The 14,743-nt window shown below is 59.1% G+C and carries 16 protein-coding genes; 7 read left to right on the top strand and 9 right to left on the bottom strand.

What is annotated here, in order from left to right; genetic code table 11:
• Positions 1-27 precede the first annotated feature (27 nt).
• The 4 genes from B3I26_RS09595 (at position 28) to pabB (ending at position 4,589) form a co-directional block, all read left to right on the top strand.
• Positions 28-576 carry an ATP-dependent zinc protease gene (locus tag B3I26_RS09595; protein WP_296257366.1) on the top strand — a complete coding sequence of 183 codons (549 nt, stop codon included), beginning with the start codon at positions 28-30 and terminating at the stop codon, positions 574-576.
• A 4-nt stretch (positions 577-580) separates the two neighbouring features.
• On the top strand, positions 581-2,131 hold the full coding sequence (locus B3I26_RS09590) for an inactive transglutaminase family protein (protein ID WP_296257364.1): 1,551 nt from the start codon (positions 581-583) through the stop codon (positions 2,129-2,131).
• On the top strand, positions 2,131-3,099 hold the full coding sequence (locus B3I26_RS09585; RefSeq protein ID WP_296257485.1) for an alpha-L-glutamate ligase-like protein: 969 nt from the start codon (positions 2,131-2,133) through the stop codon (positions 3,097-3,099). Before B3I26_RS09590 ends, B3I26_RS09585 begins: the two co-directional genes overlap by 1 nt.
• 146 nt (positions 3,100-3,245) lie before the next feature.
• On the top strand, positions 3,246-4,589 hold the full coding sequence (gene pabB / locus B3I26_RS09580; RefSeq protein ID WP_296257361.1) for an aminodeoxychorismate synthase component I: 1,344 nt from the start codon (positions 3,246-3,248) through the stop codon (positions 4,587-4,589).
• Positions 4,590-4,648: 59 nt separating this feature from the next.
• On the opposite strand, the gene thrH is transcribed toward pabB, so the two are convergent.
• The gene (thrH, locus tag B3I26_RS09575) at positions 4,649-5,266 is read right to left on the bottom strand and encodes a bifunctional phosphoserine phosphatase/homoserine phosphotransferase ThrH (protein ID WP_296257360.1); all 618 of its coding nucleotides are present in this window, start codon (positions 5,264-5,266) and stop codon (positions 4,649-4,651) included.
• A 162-nt stretch (positions 5,267-5,428) separates the two neighbouring features.
• On the opposite strand from thrH, the gene B3I26_RS09570 reads away from it, so the two are divergent.
• Entirely contained in the window at positions 5,429-6,163 is a 735-nt protein-coding gene (locus tag B3I26_RS09570) for a phosphoadenylyl-sulfate reductase (RefSeq protein WP_296257358.1), read from the top strand.
• Positions 6,164-6,261: 98 nt separating this feature from the next.
• Here the strand turns inward: B3I26_RS09570 and cysB are convergent, their stop codons facing one another.
• The 4 genes from cysB to B3I26_RS09550 all read right to left on the bottom strand — a co-directional run bounded on the left by cysB (position 6,262) and on the right by B3I26_RS09550 (position 9,555).
• Positions 6,262-7,236 carry an HTH-type transcriptional regulator CysB gene (gene cysB, locus B3I26_RS09565; RefSeq protein WP_296257357.1) on the bottom strand — a complete coding sequence of 325 codons (975 nt, stop codon included), beginning with the start codon at positions 7,234-7,236 and terminating at the stop codon, positions 6,262-6,264.
• 151 nt (positions 7,237-7,387) lie between these two features.
• Positions 7,388-7,882: a universal stress protein gene (locus B3I26_RS09560; protein ID WP_296257355.1), complete on the bottom strand. Its 495-nt coding sequence runs from the start codon at positions 7,880-7,882 to the stop codon at positions 7,388-7,390.
• A gap of 96 nt (positions 7,883-7,978) precedes the next feature.
• Positions 7,979-8,899, bottom strand: a complete 921-nt coding sequence (locus tag B3I26_RS09555) for a 5'-nucleotidase (protein WP_296257353.1) — start codon at positions 8,897-8,899, stop codon at positions 7,979-7,981.
• Positions 8,900-9,219: 320 nt separating this feature from the next.
• Entirely contained in the window at positions 9,220-9,555 is a 336-nt protein-coding gene (locus B3I26_RS09550) for a thioredoxin family protein (RefSeq protein WP_296257351.1), read from the bottom strand.
• A 243-nt stretch (positions 9,556-9,798) separates the two neighbouring features.
• Between B3I26_RS09550 and B3I26_RS09545 the strand changes: the two genes are divergently transcribed.
• Positions 9,799-10,875, top strand: coding sequence for a 3-deoxy-7-phosphoheptulonate synthase (locus tag B3I26_RS09545; protein ID WP_296257348.1), 1,077 nt, complete (start codon positions 9,799-9,801; stop codon positions 10,873-10,875).
• 86 nt (positions 10,876-10,961) lie between these two features.
• On the opposite strand, the gene B3I26_RS09540 is transcribed toward B3I26_RS09545, so the two are convergent.
• Positions 10,962-11,243 (bottom strand): GNAT family N-acetyltransferase, encoded by a 282-nt coding sequence (locus B3I26_RS09540; protein ID WP_296257346.1) that lies wholly within the window; start codon positions 11,241-11,243, stop codon positions 10,962-10,964.
• 785 nt (positions 11,244-12,028) lie between these two features.
• Between B3I26_RS09540 and oprI the strand changes: the two genes are divergently transcribed.
• Complete coding sequence (oprI, locus tag B3I26_RS09535; protein ID WP_003199355.1) at positions 12,029-12,280, top strand: outer membrane lipoprotei OprI; 252 nt, start codon at positions 12,029-12,031, stop codon at positions 12,278-12,280.
• A 163-nt stretch (positions 12,281-12,443) separates the two neighbouring features.
• Here the strand turns inward: oprI and B3I26_RS09530 are convergent, their stop codons facing one another.
• The 3 genes from B3I26_RS09530 to B3I26_RS09520 form a co-directional block, all read right to left on the bottom strand.
• Positions 12,444-13,412, bottom strand: coding sequence for a L,D-transpeptidase family protein (locus B3I26_RS09530; RefSeq protein ID WP_296257345.1), 969 nt, complete (start codon positions 13,410-13,412; stop codon positions 12,444-12,446).
• A gap of 100 nt (positions 13,413-13,512) precedes the next feature.
• Positions 13,513-13,806 (bottom strand): hypothetical protein, encoded by a 294-nt coding sequence (locus tag B3I26_RS09525; protein WP_296257344.1) that lies wholly within the window; start codon positions 13,804-13,806, stop codon positions 13,513-13,515.
• A 323-nt stretch (positions 13,807-14,129) separates the two neighbouring features.
• Positions 14,130-14,735, bottom strand: a complete 606-nt coding sequence (locus tag B3I26_RS09520; RefSeq protein ID WP_296257341.1) for an arylesterase — start codon at positions 14,733-14,735, stop codon at positions 14,130-14,132.
• Positions 14,736-14,743: the final 8 nt, after the last annotated feature.

Here is a 14,743-nt window from a genome sequence, read left to right as displayed (position 1 = left end):
CTCCTTGTTCCCATCACTGCAGGACCTATGAGCCGCCACCCTCTCCTCTTTCTTCTCTGCCTGTATCTGCCGGGCCTGTTCCTCAGCGACCTGTGCCTGGCCGCGGGCAAGACCGTCTACGGCTTGAACGAGTACGCAGAGTTGGCCGGCATCGACCTGCAGTTCGCGGCGAAACTGGACACCGGCGCCAAGACCGCCTCGCTAAGCGCCCGTGATATCAAGCGTTTCAAACGTGAGGGTGAATCCTGGGTGCGCTTCTACCTTGCCATCGATGACGCTCACGAACACCCGATCGAACGGCCTTTGGCGCGAGTTGGCAAGATCAAGCGCCGGGCAGGCGATGTCGACCCCGACGATGAAAAAAAATACACCTCAAGGCCGGTGATCAGCCTGGAAGTGTGCATGGGCAGCGCTTCACGAACCATAGAAGTGAACTTGACCGACCGCAGTGCTTTCCAATACCCGCTTTTGATTGGCTCCGAAGCCCTCAAGCATTTCGATGCACTGGTCGACCCAAGCCTTAAATATGCAGCGGGCAAACCTGCCTGCGCCACTGACGCTTCAACCGCAGAGTAATGACATGCGCGCACTTACCCTTCATCTGAAAATCCTGATCACAGCCCTGGTCACGCTGGGAATCGCGATCACGGCTTATCAGATACTGGTGCTCGGCATCCCGGTGACCGAAGACGAAACGGACGATCTATGGAACATCGACGCCAAGGTCGAATTCGTCGCCAACCCCAAAGACTCGGTCAAGGTGCAGATGTACGTGCCGCCCCTCTCGCGGGACTACATCAGCCTGAATGAAAGCTTCATCTCCAACAATTATGGCGTGAACGTCAATCGCGCCGATGGCAATCGCAAAGTCACCTGGTCGGCACGTCGCGCCACCGGCAATCAGACGCTTTACTACCGGCTGGTGCTGACCAAGCGCTATGGCGGTGAAAAGGCCAAGGTCAAAGGCCCGATCTTTCGGGACAGCATTGCCGTGGAAGGCCCGGAAAAAATCGCCGCCGACGCCCTCCTCGCCCCGATTCGACAACATTCGGCCGACGTCGAAACCTTCGTCAGCGAGGCCATCCGGCGTGTCAACAATCTGAGTGACGACAACGTCAAGCTGTTGCTGGCCGGCGACACGTCGGTGCAGAACAAGGCACGCATCACCGAGATACTGCTGTCCGTGGCCCATGTTCCGGTGGAAAAGGTCCACACCCTCCGACTGGTGGCCGATCAGCCGCAGATGCCCGAACTCTGGTTGCGCAGCTTCAATGGCAAAAACTGGCTCTACTTCAACCCGGAAACCGGCGAGGCCGGCCTGCCAGAAGATCGTCTGCTGTGGTGGGTGGGCGACGATAACCTCATCACCGTCGAAGGAGGCAAGAAGGCAACGGTCAATTTCAGTCTGAACAACAGTGAGATGAACGCCATCCGCCTCGCCAAGCTGACCGATGAAAGCACTGACGCCGACTTCCTCGAATACTCGCTGTACGGCCTGCCCCTGCAAACGCAGCAGACGTTCATGATCATGGTGATGATCCCGATCGGGGTGCTGGTGATTCTGATCCTGCGCAACCTGATTGGCCTGCAGACCCTGGGGACCTTCACCCCGGTGCTGATCGCCCTGGCCTTCCGCGAGACCCAACTGGGATTCGGCATCGTATTGTTCACGATCATCACGGCACTGGGCCTTTCGCTGCGTTCCTACCTGGAGCACCTGAAGCTGCAGATGCTGCCCAGACTGTCGGTGGTGTTGACGTTCGTGGTGGTGCTGATTGCCGCCATCAGTCTGTTCAGCCACAAACTGGGGCTGGAGCGGGGGCTGTCAGTGGCGCTGTTCCCAATGGTGATCCTGACCATGACCATCGAACGGCTGTCGATCACCTGGGAAGAACGTGGCGGCGGCCATGCGATGAAAGTGGCCATCGGCACGCTGTTCGCGGCATCCCTGGCACACATCATCATGAGCGTGCCGGAATTGATCTACTTCGTCTTCACCTTCCCGGCAATTCTGCTGATTCTGGTGGGCTTCATGCTGGCGATGGGCCGCTATCGCGGCTATCGCCTGACCGAGCTGATCCGTTTCAAGGCCTTCCTCAAGGAAGATGCCCAACGGGAAAACGCCAAATGATCGGCTGGTGGAAAACCTGGAAGGCCCTCGAGGCCAAAGGGATCATGGGGATCAACCGGCGCAATGCCGATTACGTGCTCAAGTACAACAAGCGCAGCCTGTACCCCATCGTCGACGACAAGATCATCACCAAGGAGCGCGCCATTGCTGCCGGCATTCATGTGCCGCCCATGTACGGCATCATTTCCACCGAGAAAGAAATCGAAAAGCTCGACGCGATCATTGGCAATCGCAGCGACTTCGTCATCAAACCGGCCCAGGGCGCCGGTGGCGACGGCATTCTGGTGATCGCCGATCGTTTTGAAGAGCGTTTTCGTACCATTTCCGGACGTATCATCAGCCATGAGGAAATCGAGCATCAGATTTCCAGCATCCTGACTGGCTTGTACTCCCTGGGCGGCCATCGTGACCGCGCGCTCGTCGAATACCGCGTCACGCCCGACCCGATCTTCAGCAGCATCAGCTACGAAGGTGTGCCAGACATTCGGGTGATCGTGCTCATGGGCTATCCGGTGATGGCGATGCTGCGCCTGCCCACTCGCCAGTCGGGCGGCAAGGCAAATCTGCACCAGGGCGCCATCGGGGTCGGGGTTGATCTCGCCACCGGGTTGACACTGCGGGGCACTTGGCTGAACAACATCATCAGCAAACATCCCGATACCACCAACGCAGTGGATGGCGTGCAACTGCCCAACTGGGACGGCTTCATGCGCCTGGCGGCCGAGTGCTATGAACTGTGCGGCCTCGGTTATATCGGCGTAGACATGGTGCTGGATCGGGACCGAGGGCCGCTTATTTTGGAACTCAATGCCCGTCCCGGTCTGAACATCCAGATCGCTAATGACTGCGGGCTGACGCACCGTACGCTCGCTGTCGAAAAACGGCTGGACCAACTGGTTGCCGAAGGCCGCCACGACAGCCCGGAGGAACGAGTCAGGTTCGCTCAAAGCCTGTTCGGACACGTTTGATCAAGCGCTATCTTTAGCTCCGCGCATTCCTGCAGCAGAGAAGGCAGGATAACGGCATACAGCGTCCATTTCCTACACTGCCCCTAGGAGCAGCATCTCCGGAAGACTACAATCGCCCTCCGCGCACCCTGACCGATTTCCATCGCATGCCAATCTGTTCCGTACACTCGCTCGCCTATCACGCTGACCCGACCGGGTACTTTGCTCGTGTTCGTCACGCGCCGGGCGCCGTTCTACTCGACAGCGGTCGCCCTCAGGCAGACCGTGGGCGTTTCGACATTCTTAGCGCCTGGCCACTTGAAACCTTCATCCCCGGCACGCAGCAAACCGGCGCAATGTTCCTGCAGCATCTGCGCGAAAGATTGGCGGTTCTGGGCCATGCGGATCTGCCTGAGAGCAGCCCGCTGCCTTTCGCCGGTGGAATACTGGGTTATCTGGCGTACGACTTCGGCCGCCTGCTTGAACCTCTGCCGACCCTGGCCGTCGACGACCTGCACTTGCCCTTGGCGCAATTGGGGCTGTATGCCTGGGCGCTGATCAGCGATCACCAGCGGCGCACCACTGAACTGGTGTTCCATCCCGAGCTTGTCCATCACGAGCGCGATCGGTTGATCAGCCTGTTCGAGCGACCGCAGCCTTCAACACAAGCAACTTTCAAGCTCACCGCCCCCTTTGCGTCTGACACAAGCGCCGAGCAATACCGGCGTGCTATCGAACAGATCCACGCCTACATTCAGGCAGGCGATTGCTATCAGGTGAACTTCGCCCAACGCTTTCGGGCCAGTTATCGCGGCGACCCATGGACGGCCTATCAAGCATTGCGCCTGATGTGCCCCACCCCATTCGCTGGCTACCTGAGCCTTGCGCATGACGATGCGGTCTTGAGCCTGTCACCCGAACGCTTCATCAAAGTCAGCCAGAGGCAGGTCGAAACCCGCCCGATCAAGGGCACTCGGCCACGCAGCAACGATGAGGCCGAAGATGCGGCACTCGCCAGAGAGCTGTTGGCGAGCTCGAAAGATCGTGCAGAAAACCTGATGATCGTCGATCTGTTGCGCAACGACCTGGGCCGCACCTGTCGCACCGGCTCAGTGAAGGTCCCGGAGCTGTTCAACCTCGAAAGCTATCCGAACGTTCATCATCTGGTCAGCGCAATCACCGGTGAACTCGCAGCCGACAAGGATGCGCTGGACCTTATCGGCGGCAGTTTCCCCGGCGGTTCGATTACCGGCGCGCCGAAAATCCGCTCAATGCAGATCATCGACGAACTGGAGCCTACCCGCCGTGCGCTGTATTGCGGGTCATTGCTGTATCTGGATGTGCGCGGCGAAATGGACAGCTCAATCGCCATCCGCAGTCTGCTGGCGCAGAACGGCCAGATCGCTTGCTGGGGCGGCGGCGGTATCGTCGCCGATTCAGATTGGCAGGCGGAGTATCAGGAATCCATCACCAAGGTGCAGGTGCTGCTGCAAACGCTGGAGGGCTTGTGATCCTTGCCCTCTGGCACACGGCTAAGCTGACACAGCGCCACCCTGCAGACCTGCGGCATTCATAACCTCAATACCCGGTTCGACGCCTTGATGAACGCCAGCTTCAGGTCTGCAAAGGTCTGCACTGCCGGAAACTGCGGGAACTCACGGATGACGTTATCCGGTGCATGGAACAGAATCCCTGCGTCCGCCTCGCCGAGCATGCTGGTGTCGTTATACGAGTCGCCCGCGGCAATAACCCGGTAGTAAAGACTCTTGAAAGCCAGCACTGATTGGCGCTTCGGATCTTTCTGACGCAGCTGATAATCCCGCACCCGCCCACTTTCATCCGTGATGAGACGATGGCAAAGCAACGTCGGAAACCCCAGCTGGCGCATCAGCGGCTGAGAGAACTCGTAGAAGGTGTCAGAGAGAATGACCACTTGAAACCGTTCGCGCAGCCAGTCGACGAATTCCACAGCACCTTCCAATGGCGTGAGCGCGCCAATCACCTCCTGAATATCCGACAGCTTCAGCCCATGATCATCGAGAATGCGCAAGCGCTGCTTCATCAGTACATCGTAGTCAGCAATATCGCGCGTCGTTGCGCGCAGGGATTCAATACCGGTTTTCTCGGCGAACGCGATCCAGATTTCCGGGACCAACACACCTTCCAGGTCAAGACAGGCAATTTCCACAGTTCACTCCTTGTGTAATGCGCAACCGATGTTAAAGAAGCAACACTCTAACGATCGGCCCCCGGCCGTGCAAACTCAGGATTCAGGCAAATCGACGAAGGTTTTTGATACCATCTGCGCCATTACGAGCGCCCAGCGCCACATAGATTAGGAAGCCGCCTGATGAGCCATCCCTTCGACGTCGCCGAGATTGCCGCGACCTTCGCCAACAAGTCCGCCCAGGACATCCTCAAATTCGCCTTTCAGCATTTCGGCGACGAGCTATGGCTTTCCTTCAGTGGCGCTGAGGACATCGTGTTGGTGGACATGGCATGGAAGATCAACAAGGGCGTCAAGGTGTTCAGTCTGGATACCGGGCGCCTGCATCCGGAAACCTACCGGTTCATCGATCAGGTCCGCGAGCAGTACAACATTGGCATTGATGTCGTCTCCCCCGACCGGGAAAAACTGGAGCCTATGGTCAAGGAAAAAGGCTTGTTCAGTTTCTACAGGGACGGTCACGGCGAATGCTGCGGGGTGCGCAAGATCGAGCCGCTGCGGCGCAGGCTCAGCGATGTGAGGGCCTGGGCGACAGGCCAACGCCGGGACCAGAGCCCGAGCACGCGTAATAACGTGGCGGTCGTCGAGATTGACAGCGCCTTCTCCACGCCGGAGCGCACCCTGTACAAGTTCAACCCATTGGCGCAGATGAGCAGCGCCGACGTGTGGAACTACATTCGCATGCTGGAGCTGCCCTACAACCCCCTGCACGAGCGCGGCTTCATCAGCATCGGCTGCGAGCCATGCACCCGCCCGGTGCTGCCCAACCAGCATGAACGTGAGGGTCGTTGGTGGTGGGAAGAAGCCACGCAGAAGGAATGCGGGCTGCATGCGGGGAATTTGATCAGCAAAGCTTGAGACCAGCGTCAAGCTGCAAGCCTTAAGCTACGAGAAACGGCAGTCAATGCGCAGGCTGCTTTTTCTTGCTGCTCGTCGCTTGCAGCTCGGGGCGGCTGTTAATGCTCGGGCAGCACAACGCCTTCGAACAGCTCTTCCAGTTCCTGCTTGTTGTGACACTGGATGGCTTTGGCCATGACGTCGCGGGTCAGGTGCGGGGCGAACTTCTCGATGAAGTCGCACATGAAGCCACGCAGGAAGGTCCCGCGGCGGAAGCCGATCTTGGTAATGCTGGCTTCGAACAGTTCGCTGGCATCGAGCACCACCAGATCACTGTCGAGTTTAGGGTCTACAGCCATTTTGGCGACGATACCGACACCCAGGCCCAGGCGCACATAGGTCTTGATCACGTCGGCATCGGCCGCGGTGAACACAACTTTGGGCGTCAGGCCACGATGACTAAAGGCTTCGTCGAGCTTGGACCGACCGGTGAAACCGAACACATAGGTGACGATGGGGTATTCAGCGAGGACTTCCAGGGTCAGTTTCGGAACCTTGGTCAGCGGGTGTCCCTGGGGTACGACCACACAACGGTTCCAGGTGTAGCACGGCATCATCACAAGATCACCGAACAGCTCCAGCGCTTCGGTGGCGATGGCAAAATCGACGGTACCGTCAGCGGCCATTTCAGCGATCTGCATCGGCGAGCCCTGGTGCATGTGCAGTGCTACGTCGGGGTATTGCTTGATGAAATTGCTGATCACCGGCGGCAGCGCATAACGAGCCTGGGTGTGGGTGGTAGCAATCGACAGGGTGCCTTTCTTCTCGTTGGAGAACTCCTGAGCGATCTGCTTGATGCTTTCGACCTTGCGCAGGATCTCGCCCGCCGTAGTGATGATTCGCTCACCGGCCGGCGTGACACGGGTCAGGTGCTTGCCGCTGCGGGCGAAGACCTCGACCCCCAGCTCGTCTTCAAGCAGTCGGATCTGTTTGCTGATACCCGGCTGCGAGGTGTAAAGGCTCTGCGCCGTCGCCGAGACGTTGAGGTCGTGGTGCGCCACTTCCCAGATGTAGCGCAGTTGTTGAAGCTTCATAGATATCCCTCAAAGCCGGTAGACGCCACGGGCATCAGCATCGGTATATAACTGGATTAATGGTCTGGAAGGCAAAGCTAGAACTTTTTATCACTTTTATCGGCGAATGGCACGCTGCTTTTTCACCCCCGCGTAGATTTCATCTTCCCGCTTAAGCCTGGGAATGGCTTTGCAGCATCGGCACCATGTACACCGGCACCTCGGAAAGCTGCAGAACACGCGCCGCCGTGCGACCGATCGGTGTGTTTCCCTGCGCCGCGTGACTGTGACTGCCCACCACCAGCAAATCGACTCCGAGACGCTGCGCCTGCTCAAGAATCACGCGGGAAGGATCGCCCTGCACTACGCGCACACTGCGGATCAACTGCAAGTCTTGATTATCTTCCCCCAATTCGTCGCGAAAACCGGCCAGTACCCGAAACTCGATGCCTTCGATGACCGTGTTGATGCCATCGCTGTGCAACTCTCTGAGCACATCCTCGGCAAGATAGCTTTGCAGGACCGTTTCGGCGAACAGCCCCATCGGTTGGACAACATGAATCACATGCAGCTCGGCCTTGAACGTACGGGCCAGCGCCAACGCATGCTGCAGGACATAGGGCGCCTGCAGACCGAGGTCGGAGGCATACAGCATCGAGCGAATCATGTGACCTCCCAGCGAGCATGACAGGCGCAGACACTACTGAGCGTAGCAGCGCGCGAGCGAATTGGCCGGGCCGATACAGCGTTGAGGTCTAAAGGTTCACGGTTTTAGCTCATTACTGATGCCATGGGGCACGTGCCCAGTGGCCACCACCTCGCGGGCTTTCTCGCAATGGCCGGGCTGATCATCGAAGAAAACGTCTGCAGCGAATGCCTCCAGGAACGCCGATTTTTCCAGACCGCCGAGAAACAGCGATTCATCCAGTCGGATATCCCATTCACGCAGGGTGCGGATTACCCGCTCATGGGCCGGCGCCGAGCGGGCCGTCACCAGAGCGGTGCGAATTGGACACGCCTCTTCGGGAAACTCACGCTGCAGAAGGTTCAGCGCAGCAAGAAAGGGTTTGAATGGCCCACCCGGCAGCGGCAGGCGCGCGGCTTCACGCTCATTGGCCTGAAAGGCCTGCAGACCGCCGGACTGATAAACCCGCTCCGACTCATCGGAAAACAACACCGCGTCGCCGTCGAAAGCGATACGCAGTTCAGCGCTGGCCGCACGCCGGGCGCCGCCGGAAAGGATGGTCGCCGCCGCGAAGCCTGCGTCCAGCGCACTGCGCACATCTTCGGCATGGGTGGAAAGGAACAGATGACTGCCGAAGGCTGCCAGGTAGGGAAACGGACTGCGGCCGCCGACGAATGCTGCCCGGGAAATGTCCAGACCGTAATGCTGGATGGAATTGAAGACCCGCAAGCCGGTGTCGGCACTGTTGCGTGACACCAGTACCACCTCCACCCGCGACTGGCTCAGGCTGGCATTGAGGCTTAACAGCTTTTCCACCAGCAAGAAGGCGTCGCCCGGCTCCAGCACTTCATCTTCGTGGTCGATCTGATATTGGCGGTAGGCTGCTACCCCGTCACTCATGTAGATCGCGTGGCTTTCTCGCAAATCGAACAGCGCCCGCGAGGAAATGGCCAGTACCAGTTTGCTGCCCGGCGTGTTGGCGCTCAGTTCATGGGTCATTGATTAATCTCCCGGATGACGATTGCGATCGGTGAACGCCAGCGCGTGATACAGCGGCTGGTTTCAGGCCCGCTGCAACGCGCCGCGAGGGTGGCTGCCAAAGGAATCGCGGCGAGGGCCTGCAGCACCAGCGGGCGTTTCTCGATAAGGTTGTGATGCCTGCCTGGACGACAATCAGGCACCTGTGCGACAGCCTCGAACACCTGCTGCGCGTGCAGGAGCCGCCAATGACGCCAGTACCGATCATGCCGATGCGAGGTTTGGCCGTGTTTTGGCTCATGCTCTCCCCCATTGATCGCTGCGCGTGCAGGCGTTTAGGTTCAAGGCAAGTCGTCGGGCGCGAGGGCCAGCGCCTGATCCAGCGCTTGGGTCATGGCATCGGCCGACAGCTTACAGCGCAATGCCCCATGAAACTGGCCATCGCGTACCACGAACAGTGTGGGCAGGTGGAAAACGCCGTAACGCTGCACTGCCCCGCCATTCTCCTCGGCGTCGACCCAACACAGCCGCTGCACCGGTAACGCCAGTACAGGCAACTGCTGCCGCGCCCAGCGACAGCTGGAACAACCGACACTGGTGAATATCAGCAGCGAAATGCCGGGCAGGTTCAGCAGTTGCCGATCGAGGTCGAAATCCGTCAGTTGCAGTTGATCCACGCCAATCTCTCCAAGGTCCCCGGCACACTATATCCCCACCCGCGCGGCCGTTCGCAAGCTTCGCACCTGCTGGCTGATTGCCTGGAAGGAAAAATCCGCCGTCAATGCCGCGCTTGTTGGTCGAAAGCCGCGTTTACCCATTGTCGAGATAAGGGTTAACGCGCTAAGGTTCCGCTCCCCGCTGCGCTCAACCTTGCTGGGCCGCCGTTGGCGGCCTGCACCCGTGACCTGATGAGTAACACGATGGCTGATTTACCGATTGACGACCTCAACGTTGCTTCCAACGAGACACTGATCACTCCGGATCAGCTCAAGCGCGAAATTCCCCTCACTGCTGCCGCCCAGGCGACAGTGAGCAAGGGCCGCGAAGTTATCCGCAATATTCTCGATGGCAAGGACCACCGCCTGTTCATCGTGATCGGGCCGTGCTCGATCCACGATATCAAGGCCGCCCACGAATACGCCGATCGCCTCAAGGCGCTGGCTGCCGAGCTGTCCGACACCCTGTACCTGGTCATGCGCGTGTATTTTGAAAAACCGCGCACGACCGTCGGCTGGAAAGGCCTGATCAACGACCCGTATCTGGACGACTCCTTCAAGATCCAGGACGGCCTGCACATCGGTCGCCAGTTGCTGCTGGACCTGGCCGAGAAAGGCTTGCCAACCGCTACCGAAGCGCTGGACCCGATCTCCCCGCAGTACTTGCAGGATCTGATCAGTTGGTCGGCCATTGGCGCACGCACCACCGAATCCCAGACGCACCGTGAAATGGCTTCGGGCCTGTCCTCGGCGGTTGGCTTCAAGAACGGCACCGACGGTGGCCTGACAGTCGCGATCAACGCGCTGCAGTCGGTCTCCAGCCCGCACCGGTTCCTGGGCATCAACCAGGAAGGTGGCGTATCCATCGTCACCACCAAGGGCAACGCCTACGGACACGTGGTGCTGCGCGGTGGCAACGGCAAGCCGAACTACGACTCGGTGAGTGTCGCCCTGTGCGAGCAGGCGCTGAACAAAGCCAAGATCAAGCCGAACATCATGGTCGACGCCAGTCACGCCAACTCCAACAAGGATCCGGCATTGCAACCGCTGGTCATGGAAAACGTCGCTAACCAGATTCTGGAAGGCAACGAATCGATCATCGGCCTGATGGTCGAAAGCCATCTCAAATGGGGCGCACAGTCAATTCCCAAGGACCTCGCGGACTTGCAATATGGCGTGTCGATCACCGACGCCTGCATCGATTGGGAAGCCACTGAAAAGACCTTGCGCAGCATGCATGCCAAGCTCAAAAACGTGCTGCCACAGCGCAAGCGCGGCTGATCGGGGCCCGGAAACGAAAACGCCGAGCAATCGCTCGGCGTTTTTGATGGTGAAGATTGCACCTGCAAGGCCCACTGATCGGCTGATCAGATCTTGGCCGCCTGGCGCTGATTGCGTTCCATGTAGCGCTCGACGTAGGAGCACGATGGAATGACGGTATAGCCATTGCTCTCGGCATAATCCAGCGCCACTTCGGTCAATGCCGCGGCGATGCCCCGGCCTCGGAGTGCATTGGGAACGAACGTACGATAGATATCCAGAGTCTGCTTTCCCAGATCCATGTACGTCAGGTAAGCACGGTGACCGTCGATATTGACCTCGAACTGGTGACCGGTCTCGTCATGGTGGATGTACAACGCCTCGCTCATCACTACTCCTCGCGGGTCTTGGAATTTGACCCCTACCTTACCGATGTTTGTCCGGCGAAGGAACCATCGGGCAACGTGAAAACGACAGCGCTTGGCAACGGGGCGTTGAAAACCGGCAAAAAAGGTTCATAAAACACCCCTGAACTCCCTCAATGCATCGGCTTTTGTGCGACCTCGCCTTCGCTCGCGACGTGTTGGCACTGCCTGCAACGCCATCCTGTGCCTGATTTGGCTACCAAGGGGCTTGGCTCCCCAGGCAACCGAGCCACCTCATAGTAGGCGTCATTGGCGAACGGGCTCAACAAATGCCTACGAATATGCGCTGCCTCACAACTGCGCGCTTTGCTGTTGAACCTGCTGCCGCCGTTTAATGTCCATTGTGACGTACACGGCTTGCCCGGGGTCACTTCCCTATAAGTCACCCCGGGCAGCACAGAACAAGCGTCATCGTCGATCAATGTCTATACAAAAAAGGCTGTAACGCGGCTAATCCGAACAGACTCAAGAGCCTGCAGGCATGCTGCCGATCCGCCCGACGAACTCGTAGATGCGCCCAAAGCGCCGTTGGCATCTGGATGCACTGGCAGGGGGACTCGCCTGACAGCGGCACGTTTTTCCAGAAAATACGTGAGGAGTGGCACGGAAGGCTTTCAAAGCAAAGAATTTTGTGCGGTTCTTGCGCTTAGTCCGTTTACTTACTACAAACAATGGGTAGTATGTACGCCGGTCATTTTCTCATTTTCGAGAGATGACTCATTCGATAGAAGTCCTTTAAGGGGAACACGATGAACAACGTTCTGAAATTCTCTGCTCTGGCCCTGGCCGCAGTTCTGGCTACCGGTTGCAGCAGCGCATCCAAAGAAACTGAAGCTCGTCTGACTGCAACTGAAGACGCAGCCGCTCGTTCGCAAGCTCGTGCCGATGAAGCCTATCGCAAGGCAGATGAAGCGCTGGCTGCTGCTCAGAAAGCTCAGCAAACTGCTGACGAAGCCAACGAGCGCGCTCTGCGCATGCTCGACAAGGCAAGCCGCAAGTAATAATCCCTCGGGATTATTGATAAGCCGGTCCGGTTTCGGATCGGCTTTTTTGTTGCCCGTTTCGCGTTGACCATGTCCGCGACCGATCGACAGGCAATAAAAAACCCGTTCACCGACCTCTCGCTCAAGAGGCCCGTGAACGGGTGCCAGCGCCGGACGAGACTTACTGCAGGGTCACCGGCGCATTGTCCACAGGTGGCGCCTGGACGCCTGGCACCGCGATCTCAACCGGCATGCCATCTTCGGCGGCGACTACGTCACGCACTTCATCCCAATTGATTCGCAGGCTGCCTGCCAGATCTTCACGCTTGAGCAGCGCATTGATTACCGCGGTGTGTTTGTCGACCACCGATGGATTGCCGCTTTCATCCAGCGGCGTGTGCGCTTCCAGATAGACCTTGCCGCCGCTGATGCCGAACTTGTAGGGCTCGTTCATGATGCGCACGGTGGTGCCGACCGGCACCATGTCAGCCATTTCCAGCACATTGTTGTTGTACATGCGGAAGCAGCCGTGGCTGGTGCGCATGCCGATGCCGAATTTCTTGTTCGAACCGTGAATCAGGTAGCCAGGCAAGCCCAGGCCGAATTTGAACGGCCCCAACGGATTGTCCGGGCCGGCAGGCACGACGTCGGGGAGGATGTCACCATCGGCCGCGTGCTCGGCCTTGACCGACGCAGGCGGGGTCCAGGTCGGGTTCGGGGTCTTGGCGGTCACCTTAGTCGTGGACACCGGCGAGCCCCAGCCTTCCCGACCGATACCTAGCGGGAAGGTGTACACCACGTTCTCGCCCTTCGGGTAGTAATAAAGGCGGTACTCGGCCAGGTTGATGACGATGCCCTCACGCGGGCCCGGCGGCAGGATGAAACGGGTCGGCAGGATCACCTGGGTGCCAGCGCCCGGCAGCCAGGCATCAACGCCGGGGTTGGCGGCGATCATTTCCAGATAGCCCAGATCGTACTGGGTGCCCAGGTCAGCGAACGTATCTTCGTATTTGGCCGTAACGGTCTGCACCTGACCGATGATGTCTTCGCCCGGCGGTGGCAATGGAAACTCCAGAGCAAAGGCAGGGCCGGCCGCACACAGTGCAGCGAGCGACAGACAGCGGGCGAAAGCTGGAATGCGCGACAACATCCGGGGAATCCTTGGGTCAACGGAGGGCTTGAGTGAGCGCGATTGTACACGCACCCCGAGGCCTCCGGGAGTAGGCGCGATGGCTTACCCGGTGCGGGGCTTACAGGGTCTGATCGAGTTCCGGCCAGATGGGGTGCCAACCCCTTCGCTGGGCATCGATGATCGCCCGGCACAGCGGACACAACCGCTCATCCTGGTAGATCGCCTGCTCGACATCGGACCAGCGCGGCTGGGCGGGCAGCAACGTACCGCAGAGGGTGCGGTCGGCTGAACCGGCCAGTTCCAGTTGCCGGGCGACAAGATGCACACGAACTTCCTGGCACGCGAAGAGGTCGAGTTGCTCGTCGGGCTCGATCAGTTGATAGGCAAACAGGGACCAGGCAGGGCGACGCATCGGGGGGCTCCGGATAGGGGGCGCCACATTAGCCGAAAGGCTTCGTTGGGAAAAGGGCTGGAGGGCTTTAATTTTGCAGCGTGGAGCAGGTTGCCAGGATGGGATTGGAGGTGGTGCGTATCCGTTTTTTGCGCGGCGTGGACGGACGTCGTCCAATGTGCAATTTGTTGAGATCACTGCCTCCGAAGTCTCCCACCCTGGATCGAGGCATGCCTGAGGATCAACGTTGAAGCCAGCCGAACATTGCTTGCCGCCATTAGACAAAGCCAGCCAGACCCACCCGAGACTACCGATCTACTCCCGGATCCCCGCAACCATCTCACCTAGAGAAGCGCTTTCAACTGCGGCCAGACGTTTTCGAGCAGTCGCCCCTGAGCATTGGCTGCCGGGTGCAGCCCATCAGCCTGAGTGTATTCAGGCACCCCACCGACCCCTTCAAGCATGAACGGCACGAGCGCAACCTTCTTCTCGCTGGCCAGATTGCTGTAGACCTCTTTGAACGCGGTCGTATAGCGCGCGCCATAGTTGGGCGGTATCTGCATCCCCAGCAGCAACACCTTGGCCCCTGCCGCGCGGGAACTGTCGATCATTGATGCAAGATTTTGTTGCAGTTGCGCCGGAGGCTGCCCTCTCAGGCCGTCGTTGCCGCCCAGCTCAAGGATCACCAGATCCGGTTTATGCTCCGCCAGCAGCGCTGGCAGCCGCGCCTGGCCACCGGCACTGGTGTCGCCGCTGATCGATGCATTGACCACTGTGTCCTCGTAGCCCTGCTCTGCCAGGCGCTTCTCGAGAAGACTCACCCAGCCCAAACGTGTATCCAGGCCGAAAGCCGCGCTGATACTATCCCCAACGATCAGAACCGTGCCTGCCATGGCTCCTTGAGACAACAGCAGCAACCCCAGGCCAGCACTTAAAAACCACGCACGCATCGGATTCT

The organism is Pseudomonas sp. UBA5706, assembly GCF_002419965.1.
GTDB lineage: Bacteria > Pseudomonadota > Gammaproteobacteria > Pseudomonadales > Pseudomonadaceae > Aquipseudomonas.
Note: the sequence above shows the minus strand (reverse complement) of the source record. Positions and strands in the feature narration are given on the sequence as shown.